Source organism: Neisseria sp. HMSC070F02 (genome assembly GCF_001814225.1).
Lineage (GTDB): Bacteria > Pseudomonadota > Gammaproteobacteria > Burkholderiales > Neisseriaceae > Neisseria > Neisseria meningitidis.
Window position 1 is genome coordinate 1 of sequence record NZ_KV815366.1, and the last position, 9068, is coordinate 9068.

General features: G+C 51.4%; 8 protein-coding genes and 2 pseudogenes. 6 read left to right on the top strand and 4 right to left on the bottom strand.

The features are described 5' to 3' along the window. Positions 1–33: 33 nt before the first annotated feature. A pseudogene (locus HMPREF2959_RS01915) lies at positions 34–423 on the bottom strand (DUF1971 domain-containing protein); the annotation flags it as partial. A 112-nt stretch (positions 424–535) separates the two neighbouring features. On the opposite strand from HMPREF2959_RS01915, the gene rnhA reads away from it, so the two are divergent. Beyond that, the gene (gene rnhA, locus HMPREF2959_RS01920) at positions 536–973 is read left to right on the top strand and encodes a ribonuclease HI (protein ID WP_002241836.1); all 438 of its coding nucleotides are present in this window, start codon (positions 536–538) and stop codon (positions 971–973) included. 72 nt (positions 974–1045) lie between these two features. Here rnhA and HMPREF2959_RS01925 read toward each other — a convergent pair whose 3' ends face one another. Then, positions 1046–1459 (bottom strand): hypothetical protein, encoded by a 414-nt coding sequence (locus tag HMPREF2959_RS01925; protein ID WP_002234144.1) that lies wholly within the window; start codon positions 1457–1459, stop codon positions 1046–1048. 151 nt (positions 1460–1610) lie between these two features. On the opposite strand from HMPREF2959_RS01925, the gene HMPREF2959_RS01930 reads away from it, so the two are divergent. The 3 genes from HMPREF2959_RS01930 to HMPREF2959_RS01940 are packed head-to-tail and all read left to right on the top strand — an operon-like array spanning position 1611 to position 3589. Continuing rightward, positions 1611–1964 carry a helix-turn-helix domain-containing protein gene (locus tag HMPREF2959_RS01930; protein WP_002234145.1) on the top strand — a complete coding sequence of 118 codons (354 nt, stop codon included), beginning with the start codon at positions 1611–1613 and terminating at the stop codon, positions 1962–1964. Then, the gene (locus tag HMPREF2959_RS01935; protein WP_002241837.1) at positions 1961–2365 is read left to right on the top strand and encodes an HIT family protein; all 405 of its coding nucleotides are present in this window, start codon (positions 1961–1963) and stop codon (positions 2363–2365) included. The genes HMPREF2959_RS01930 and HMPREF2959_RS01935 overlap by 4 nt, the downstream gene beginning before the upstream one ends. Before the next feature lie 39 nt (positions 2366–2404). Next, complete coding sequence (locus tag HMPREF2959_RS01940) at positions 2405–3589, top strand: LD-carboxypeptidase (RefSeq protein WP_002241838.1); 1185 nt, start codon at positions 2405–2407, stop codon at positions 3587–3589. 62 nt (positions 3590–3651) lie between these two features. On the opposite strand, the gene HMPREF2959_RS01945 is transcribed toward HMPREF2959_RS01940, so the two are convergent. Together HMPREF2959_RS01945 and HMPREF2959_RS01950 are read right to left on the bottom strand one after the other, a co-directional pair. Next, positions 3652–4185: a glutathione peroxidase gene (locus HMPREF2959_RS01945; protein ID WP_002218952.1), complete on the bottom strand. Its 534-nt coding sequence runs from the start codon at positions 4183–4185 to the stop codon at positions 3652–3654. 178 nt (positions 4186–4363) lie between these two features. After that, positions 4364–6619: a nitric-oxide reductase large subunit gene (locus HMPREF2959_RS01950; RefSeq protein WP_002241839.1), complete on the bottom strand. Its 2256-nt coding sequence runs from the start codon at positions 6617–6619 to the stop codon at positions 4364–4366. Between the two features lie 369 nt (positions 6620–6988). Between HMPREF2959_RS01950 and nirK the strand changes: the two genes are divergently transcribed. Together nirK and HMPREF2959_RS01960 are read left to right on the top strand one after the other, a co-directional pair. After that, positions 6989–8134 (top strand): copper-containing nitrite reductase, encoded by a 1146-nt coding sequence (gene nirK / locus HMPREF2959_RS01955; RefSeq protein ID WP_070696312.1) that lies wholly within the window; start codon positions 6989–6991, stop codon positions 8132–8134. Between the two features lie 126 nt (positions 8135–8260). Then, positions 8261–9016: pseudogene (locus HMPREF2959_RS01960) on the top strand (formylglycine-generating enzyme family protein). Positions 9017–9068: the final 52 nt, after the last annotated feature.

A 9068-nucleotide genomic window follows, 5' to 3' on the forward strand; every position in this document is an offset into this window, starting at 1 on the left:
GTCGGGAGGGAAAGGAATTTTGCAAAGGTCTCAACCCATATCCAACGCCCTGCCCGCCGGTACGGTATCCTGAGCCGCCGCAACCGCAGAATGCGTGGCACTCATGCCGTATTTTTTGTGAAAATAGTCTGCCGCCGCGCAATACAGCGACAAACGGATTTCGGCATCGTCCGTTTTCGGTTTGACAGAAAACACCTGCTGCGGCGCAAACACGCAATCGCCGCTTTCTGCCGACCAAACCTCTGCCGCCCCGTCCGGTGCACGGACTTCGACATCGCCCTGCAACACATTCAGGCAGACCCATTCCCCTTCCTCAGACGAATAGCCCGACAACAAAATTTCCGGCAGGTTTTCCACTTTCCATACAGGCATTTGTCCGAAACAAAACAACTCGCCGCTTTGACCCACTATCCGCTCCTTCATATTCAAAAATAAAGTTGCACATTATATGCCTATTTCAATCCGCCGCAATCTTTCAGACGGCACGGCGCGCAAACCGCTTATAATCACGCCGGACACCACACAAAGGCACAATATGGACACACCCGTTTACCTTTACACCGACGGCGCGTGCAAAGGCAATCCCGGCGCGGGCGGCTGGGGCGTATTAATGCGCTACGGCAGCCATGAAAAAGAACTTTTCGGCGGCGAAGCGCAAACCACCAACAACCGCATGGAGCTGACCGCCGTCATCGAAGGACTGAAATCGCTCAAACGCCGCTGCACCGTCATCATCTGCACCGACTCGCAATACGTCAAAAACGGCATGGAAAACTGGATACACGGTTGGAAGCGCAACGGCTGGAAAACCGCCGCCAAACAGCCCGTCAAAAACGACGACTTGTGGAAAGAACTCGACGCTCTGGTCGGACGGCACCAAGTCAGCTGGACTTGGGTGAAAGGACACGCGGGACACGCCGAAAACGAACACGCCGACGATTTGGCAAACCGTGGCGCGGCGCAGTTTTCCTGACTGCCGCACCGGCAAGAAAATGCCGTCTGAAACCGCTAATGGGCTTTAGACGGCATTTTTACCATACACTCCTTATTTCGCAATTAACGGTACATCTACCTGCTTGGGTGAAATCGTAAACATCTTACCGTTACTCAACGGATCAACAATCAGATAACCAATCAGGCCACCGAAAATCAGGTTTCCACCAATATACCAACCATTCGGATTGGTTTCTAACTTGTAAACCAACGGCTGATAACCCTTCTTCTCAAAAGAAACCTGATATTTTTTCCTGCCGAAATATTTGCCGTTGCCTTTAGGCAACGAAACATTTGCGGGCGTTACACCTGATTGAACAATCACACCTGTTTCATCCTGAATTTTAAATACCGCACCGGATGGTTGACTTTTAATCGGCACGGTCTGACTGGACTCTCCCATAATCGTTGCACAACCCGACAAAACCAAAATCGGTGCAAGCCATGTTGCCAAGAACTTATTCATCAAAATCATCTCCAACTGACTAAAAAATAAAATACATTAAATTACACAATAATGATGTAATTTGGAATATTTTACTTATTTACAACACTGTTTACAAGAGAAAAAACAAGATAAATATCCATAGATGAGTAAATCTACAATCGGATACAAAATGGTACAATTGCTTGCAACAGAAGCAGACCGGCTAATAGGTGAAAAAATCCGACAACGACGAAAAGAGTTGGGCTATTCTGCAGAAAAGCTGGCGGAACACATCAATCTTTCTCAACAGCAGATTTCACGCTACGAACGTGGCGTAGGTAAAATTAATATTTCGCACTTAGTCGATATTGCCGTTTTTCTGGAAACGCCGATTGCTTGGTTTTTCCAAGATTGCCTGCCCAAACCACTGACGGTAGCCTGTACTCCTGAGAACACACCCGAACAGCAATGGCACAGCCTTAATCCAAACCAAAAAGCTGCCTTTGCCGCCTTTTTGGATACTTTAAGGAATAAAGAAACATGAACACCAAGCCTTGCCCCATCTGCACGGCACAAGATGAAGATATTTTGCTGCAAACCCCCAACCTCCGCGTCATCGCCGTCCATAACGACAGCGGTTCGCCTGCATTCTGCCGCGTCATTTGGCGTAAGCATATTGCCGAAATGACCGACCTTTCGGCAGCGGAACGCGGCGAATTGATGGAAATGGTGTACAAAGTCGAAGCCGCTATGCGCCAAGTGTTTCAACCTGCCAAGATTAACCTCGCCAGCTTGGGCAATGTCGTGCCGCACCTGCATTGGCATATTATCGCCCGCTTTGAAAACGATGCGTCTTTCCCCGCGCCGATTTGGGCAAACCCCGTCCGGAAACACGGTATGACCCTGCCGCAAGATTGGACGGAACAGCTTAAAAAGCTGCTTTAAGCCCGCCGATGCCGTCTGAAACCGTATGAAAGGGGAATTATGACCGAACCGACCTCCCGCCGCCGTTTCCTGAAAACCTGCACCGCCGCCGCCGGCGCGGGACTGCTTCAGGCTTGCGGCACATCCGCCACATCCGTTCCGCCCCTTCCCTCTTCCCATTCCGTTGTGAAAGCTCGAACCGTGCCTCTCCAAACGCCACGCCGTCAAAGTTCGGACGGCAACCTTCTGCGCGTTGTCGCTTCGTCAGGCTTTGCCGAAGACACCAACCGCGTCAACACAGCCTTAACCCGCCTTTACAATGCCGGTTTTACCGTAACCAACCAACAGGCGGGCAGCCGCCGCTTCCAACGGTTTGCTGGTACGGACGCACAACGTGTCGCCGATTTCCAAGAGGTCGCTTCCGGCCGCGTCGCCACGCCTAAAGTGCTGATGGGCTTGCGCGGCGGTTACGGTGCGGCGCGGATTCTGCCGCATATCGATTTTGCTTCGCTCGGCGCAAGGATGCGCGAACACGGCACGCTGTTTTTCGGATTCAGCGACGTATGCGCCGTCCAGCTGGCATTGTTGGCAAAAGGCAATATGATGAGTTTTGCCGGCCCGATGGCTTATAGCGATTTTGGCAAACCCGCCCCCGGTGCGTTTACGATGGATGCCTTTATCAAGGGTGCAACCCAAAACCGCCTGACCGTTGATGTTCCTTATATCCAACGCGCCGATGTCGAAACCGAAGGCATATTGTGGGGCGGCAACTTAAGCGTCCTCGCCTCGCTCGCCGGCACGCCTTATATGCCCGACATCGACGGCGGCATTTTGTTCCTCGAAGATGTCGGCGAACAGCCCTACCGCATCGAACGTATGCTCAATACGCTGTATCTTTCGGGTATTTTGAAGAAACAGCACGCCATCGTGTTCGGCAATTTCCGTATGGAAAAAATTCGAGATGTCTATGATCCGTCTTATGATTTTTCCGCCGTTGCCAACCATGTTTCGCGCACGGCGAAAATCCCCGTGCTGACGGGCTTCCCGTTCGGACACATTGCCGACAAAATCACTTTCCCTCTAGGCGCGCACGCCCGAATCCGTATGAACGGAAACAGCGGTTATTCGGTCGCGTTTGAAGGCTACCCGACACTCGATGCGTCCGCCCTGACTTTGGATACCCTGCTCCCACCGCCGGATTTGCCCATCTTCCCCGAAAGCGGTGTTGCCGATATTTCGGAATAAACCCGCAAACGGACAAATGCCGTCTGAAGCCTTCAGACGGCATTTCCCAAGACGGCGGCAGATTACAGCAATGCCCGAATATCGGCTTCGATTTCTTCGGGCGTAACACTAGGCGCAAAACGCTCGACCACTTCGCCGTCGCGGTTGACGAGGAATTTGGTAAAGTTCCATTTGATGTCGCCTTCGTCGCGCTTCTCTCCCAAAGCTGCGAGCTTCAACACGAAATCTTTAAACAGATGATTGCCTTTATCTTGCGGTTTGACGGATTTCAGGTAGGCATACAAGGGCGCGGTATTTGCTCCATTGACTTCGATTTTGTCGAAAATCTTAAACTTCGTGCCAAACTTCATCATACACACTTGGGCAATTTCTCCGCTGCTTTCGGGAGCCTGTTCGCGGAACTGGTTGCACGGAAAATCCAAAATCTCCAAGCCTTCTGCGGTATATTGTGCATACAGCTTCTGCAAAGCCTCGTATTGCGGGGTCAGACCGCAACGCGTTGCCGTGTTGACAATCAGCAGAACCTTGCCGCGATAGCCTGACAAATCAACCGCATTGCCTTCCGCATCTTTCATTTGAAAATCGTAAATACCCATTTTTATCCTTATCTGATGTAAACCGATGCCATCTGAAACGTGCTTCAGACGGCATGAAAGCAGCAATTGTATAGCCGATCAAAATAAAAAATCCACATCCTTTTCCATTCCCGTCCCAATCCGCAATAAAAAACTGCACCCGAAAACGGGTGCAGTTGCTCATTTCATACCGCAAAACTTATTTGTCCCGGCCGAATACGATTTTAGTAGCTTGGATGGCAACGCAGATTGCACCGCCGATAAAGACCAAGTCAGCTGCCGTACGTACCCAACGCAAGGTATCGAGGATTTCCATTTGCAGGAACTCTTCGCTGCGGGCATACCACAGACCGTGCGTGATGGAGGCGTATGCCTGAATCGCGCCGACAGGCAGCAGGCTGATAACAATCATACCGACCAAGCCACCGTTGAGCAGCCAGAAGCCCCAAGTCATCAGTTTGTCATCAAACTGCGCGTTCGGTTTCAAATAACGGGCAACCAACAATACGAAGCCCAATGCCAAGAAACCGTACACACCAAACAAGGCGGCGTGCGCGTGAACGGCAGAAGTGTTCAAACCTTGAATATAGAACAGGGAAATCGGCGGATTGATCAGGAAGCCGAATACGCCGGCACCGATCATATTCCAAAAGGCGACTGCCACGAAGCACATCAGCGGCCAACGCAGGCGTTTCGCCCATTTGGACAGGTGTTGGTAAGACCAATGCTCGTATGCTTCACGGCCCAGCAACACCAGCGGCACGACTTCCAAAGCGGAGAAGCAGGCACCGATTGCCATAGAGGCGGAGGTAGAGCCGGAGAAGTACAGGTGGTGCAGCGTACCTGGAACGCCGCCCAACATAAAGATGGCGGCAGCGGCCAGAGTAGAAGCTGTGGCGGTACTGCGGCGGACAAAGCCCATATTGTAGAAGACAAAGGCAAAAGCGGCAGTGGCAAATACTTCAAAGAAGCCTTCCACCCACAGGTGAACCACCCACCAACGCCAGTATTCCATTACAGCAATCGGGGATTTTTCGCCATAGAACAGGCCTGGTGCGTAGAATACGCCCACACCGACCATAGAAGCGACAAAGATTGCCAGCAGGTTTTTGTCCACGCCTTTTTCTTTAAAGGCGGAAACCGTGCAACGCAACATCAGGAACAGCCATAACAGCAGACCGACCATCAAAAGGAGTTGCCAGAAACGTCCCAAATCGAGGTATTCGTAACCTTGGTGTCCGAACCAGAAGTTAAATTCCGGGGGAAGGATGTGCGTCAACGCGAAGAAGTTGCCCGCGTAAGAACCGCCGACCACGATGAAGAGGGCGATATAGAGGAAGTTTACGCCGGCACGTTGGAACTTGGGATCTTTACCGCCGTTGACAATCGGCGCGAGGAACAAACCTGCCGTCAAAAAGCCGGTTGCAATCCAGAAGATGGCGGATTGGATGTGCCAAGTACGGGTCAGGGCGTAGGGGAACCAGTCGGACATTTCAAAGCCCAACGCCTCGTCAATGCCGTAGAAACCCTGGCCTTCGACGGTGTAGTGCGCGGTCAGTCCGCCCAGCAATACTTGTACCACAAACAGGGCGACCGTCAGGAAGACGTATTTGCCCAATGCTTTTTGCGAAGGGGTCAGTTGGATTTTGGAAATCGGGTCTTCAGACGGCACTTCCACTTCCTCGTGTTTGGTCAAGAAGGAATAACCCCACATCAGCAAACCGATGCCCATCAGCAGAAGAACAACGCTGGTGAATGACCACATATAGTTTTCAGTGGTCGGTACGTTGTTGATCAAAGGCTCGTGCGGCCAGTTGTTGGTATAAGTGAACGTCTCGTCAGGACGGTTGGTCGAAGCAGACCAAGAAGTCCAGAAGAAGAAGTCGAACAGTTTTTCACGCGCTTCTTGGCTTGGCAATGTGTTGTTTTTCATTGCAAAGTGTTCGCGGGTGGTTTGCAGCGCGGGATCATCGCCGTAAACACCGTGGTAATAAGGCAGGATGCTTTCGATGGCTTTCACGCGCGTATCGCTGATGACGACGCTGCCGTCTTCTTTAATACGGCTTTGGTTGCGGTATTCGTCAGCCAGTCGGGTTTTCAGAACGGCTTGTTCTTCAGGGGAAACTTCATCGAATTTTTTGCCGTAAGTCTGTTGCGCGGTCAAATCCAACCAAGCGGACAACTCACGATGCAGCCAGTCCGCCGTCCAGTCCGGAGCCTGATATGCGCCGTGACCCAGAATCGAACCGACTTCCATACCGCCGGTACTCTGCCACGCAGACTGACCTGCCAAAATATCGTCTTTCGTCATCAGCACTTTGCCTGATGCGGAAACGACCTGTTCGGGGTAAGGCGGGGCTTTCTTATAAACCTCGCTGCCCATATAGCCAAGAATGGTAAAGCATACCGCCAGAACGGCAAACAGCAAGTACCACAGCTTCTTGTACTGTCCCATTTTGAGAGCTCCTTTTAATATAGTGGATTAAAATTCACAAAATATGAATGTTAAAGATTGTAGCACGGTTTACCGCGCAAATAAACATTTGTTCAAAGAAACTCACATATAAAACAAATACATATATGATAATAACTATCATTATTCTTTAGTCGGCAACTACCCTGCCTTTGCCTGATTTGCCGAAGCCCTTAAGCAAATCAGCCTATTTATTGTAATTTTTAGTAGCTATAAAGTATTAGAAGTATCATTTTAAGTTCATATTTTATGAATTATTTGACTTAAATCAAAATGTCGGTGATGGGGCAAACGCATAATCACACCAGTTCTTAACCAATCTCCCTACTTTTCTTACAAAAGGAAAACATTATGAAACGCCAAGCCTTAGCCGCAATTATCGCTTCTATGTTTGCTTTAGCCGCCTGCGGTGGCGAACCTGCCGCGCAAACCCCTGCCGCTTCCGCCGAAGCCGCAAGCTCCGCCGCACAAACCGCCGCCGAAACACCGTCCGGCGAGTTGCCCGTTATCGATGCGGTTACCACCCACGCTCCCGAAGTAGCTCCCGCAATCGACCGCGACTATCCTGCCAAAGTCCGCGTAAAAATGGAAACCGTCGAAAAAACCATGAAAATGGACGACGGCGTGGAATACCATTACTGGACATTTGACGGCGATGTTCCGGGCCGCATGATCCGCGTACGCGAAGGCGATACGGTTGAAGTGGAATTTTCCAACAATCCTTCTTCTACCGTACCGCACAACGTCGACTTCCACGCGGCTACCGGCCAGGGCGGCGGCGCGGCCGCAACCTTTACCGCTCCGGGCCGTACTTCCACATTCAGCTTCAAAGCCCTGCAACCGGGTCTGTACATCTACCACTGCGCCGTCGCACCGGTCGGTATGCACATCGCCAACGGTATGTACGGTCTGATTTTGGTCGAGCCTAAAGAAGGTCTGCCGAAAGTGGATAAAGAGTTCTACATCGTCCAAGGCGACTTCTACACCAAAGGCAAAAAAGGCGCGCAAGGCCTGCAACCGTTCGATATGGACAAAGCCGTTGCCGAACAGCCTGAATACGTCGTATTCAACGGTCATGTAGGTGCTATCGCCGGCGATAACGCGCTGAAAGCCAAAGCAGGCGAAACCGTGCGTATGTACGTCGGTAACGGCGGTCCGAACCTGGTGTCTTCCTTCCACGTCATCGGCGAAATCTTCGACAAAGTTTATGTTGAAGGCGGCAAACTGATCAACGAAAACGTACAAAGCACCATCGTTCCTGCCGGCGGCTCTGCCATCGTCGAATTCAAAGTCGACATCCCGGGCAGCTACACTTTGGTCGACCACTCCATCTTCCGCGCATTCAACAAAGGCGCGTTGGGCCAATTGAAAGTAGAGGGTGCGGAAAACCCTGAAATTATGACTCAAAAATTGAGTGATACCGCTTACGCCGGCAGCGGTGCAGCTCCTGCTGCTTCCGCTCCCGCAGCTTCTGCTCCTGCAAAAAGCGATTACTAAATTGAACACCCATTTTTAGGCAAACGAACCACTGCCGCCGTACTTCATTACGCACGGCAGTGGTTTTTTAACAACCAATCTTTCCTTTCGGAAGATTGATTTTAACTGCCTGTCAGGAGGCATGATATGAAGTTTGCCCGGTTACTCTTTCTCTGTGCGGCACTCGCCGGCACTCAAGCGGCAGCTGCCGAAATGGTTCAAATCGAAGGCGGCAGCTACCGCCCGCTTTATCTGAAAAAAGATACCGGCCTGATTAAAGTCAAACCATTCAAACTGGATAAATATCCCGTTACCAATGCCGAGTTTGCCGAATTTGTCAACAGCCACCCCCAATGGCAAAAAGGCAGGATCGGTTCCAAACAGGCAGAACCCGCTTACCTGAAGCATTGGATGAAAAACGGCAGCCGCAGCTATGCACCAAAAGCAAGCGAGCTGAAACAGCCTGTTACCAATGTTTCCTAGTTTGCCGCCAACGCCTATTGCGCCGCACAAGGCAAACGCCTGCCGACCATTGACGAATGGGAATTTGCCGGACTTGCTTCCGCCACGCAGAGAAACGGCTCAAACGAACCAGGCTACAACCGCACTATTCTCGATTGGTATGCCGACGGCGGACGGAAAGGCCTGCACGATGTCGGCAAAGGCCGCCCGAACTACTGGGGCGTTTACGATATGCACGGTCTGATTTGGGAATGGACGGAAGATTTCAACAGCAGCCTGCTTTCTTCCGGCAATGCCAACGCCCAAATGTTTTGCAGCGGCGCATCTGTCGGGTCGAGCGACTCGTCCAACTATGCCGCCTTCCTCCGCTACGGCATCCGTACCAGCCTGCAATCCAAATACGTCCTGCACAACTTAGGCTTCCGCTGCGCAAGCCGATAACCCCTTCAATTATAGTGAATTAACAAAAACCAGTACGGCGTTGCCTCGCCTT

What these genes read in the sequence shown, in the direction of transcription:
- HMPREF2959_RS01945 (WP_002218952.1), bottom strand. Translation starts at nt 4,185, where the DNA reads ATGGGTATTTACGATTTTCAAATGAAAGATGCGGAAGGCAATGCGGTT.
- HMPREF2959_RS01935 (WP_002241837.1), top strand. Translation starts at nt 1,961, where the DNA reads ATGAACACCAAGCCTTGCCCCATCTGCACGGCACAAGATGAAGATATT.
- HMPREF2959_RS01940 (WP_002241838.1), top strand. Translation starts at nt 2,405, where the DNA reads ATGACCGAACCGACCTCCCGCCGCCGTTTCCTGAAAACCTGCACCGCC.
- nirK (WP_070696312.1), top strand. Translation starts at nt 6,989, where the DNA reads ATGAAACGCCAAGCCTTAGCCGCAATTATCGCTTCTATGTTTGCTTTA.
- HMPREF2959_RS01950 (WP_002241839.1), bottom strand. Translation starts at nt 6,619, where the DNA reads ATGGGACAGTACAAGAAGCTGTGGTACTTGCTGTTTGCCGTTCTGGCG.
- HMPREF2959_RS01925 (WP_002234144.1), bottom strand. Translation starts at nt 1,459, where the DNA reads ATGAATAAGTTCTTGGCAACATGGCTTGCACCGATTTTGGTTTTGTCG.
- rnhA (WP_002241836.1), top strand. Translation starts at nt 536, where the DNA reads ATGGACACACCCGTTTACCTTTACACCGACGGCGCGTGCAAAGGCAAT.
- HMPREF2959_RS01930 (WP_002234145.1), top strand. Translation starts at nt 1,611, where the DNA reads ATGGTACAATTGCTTGCAACAGAAGCAGACCGGCTAATAGGTGAAAAA.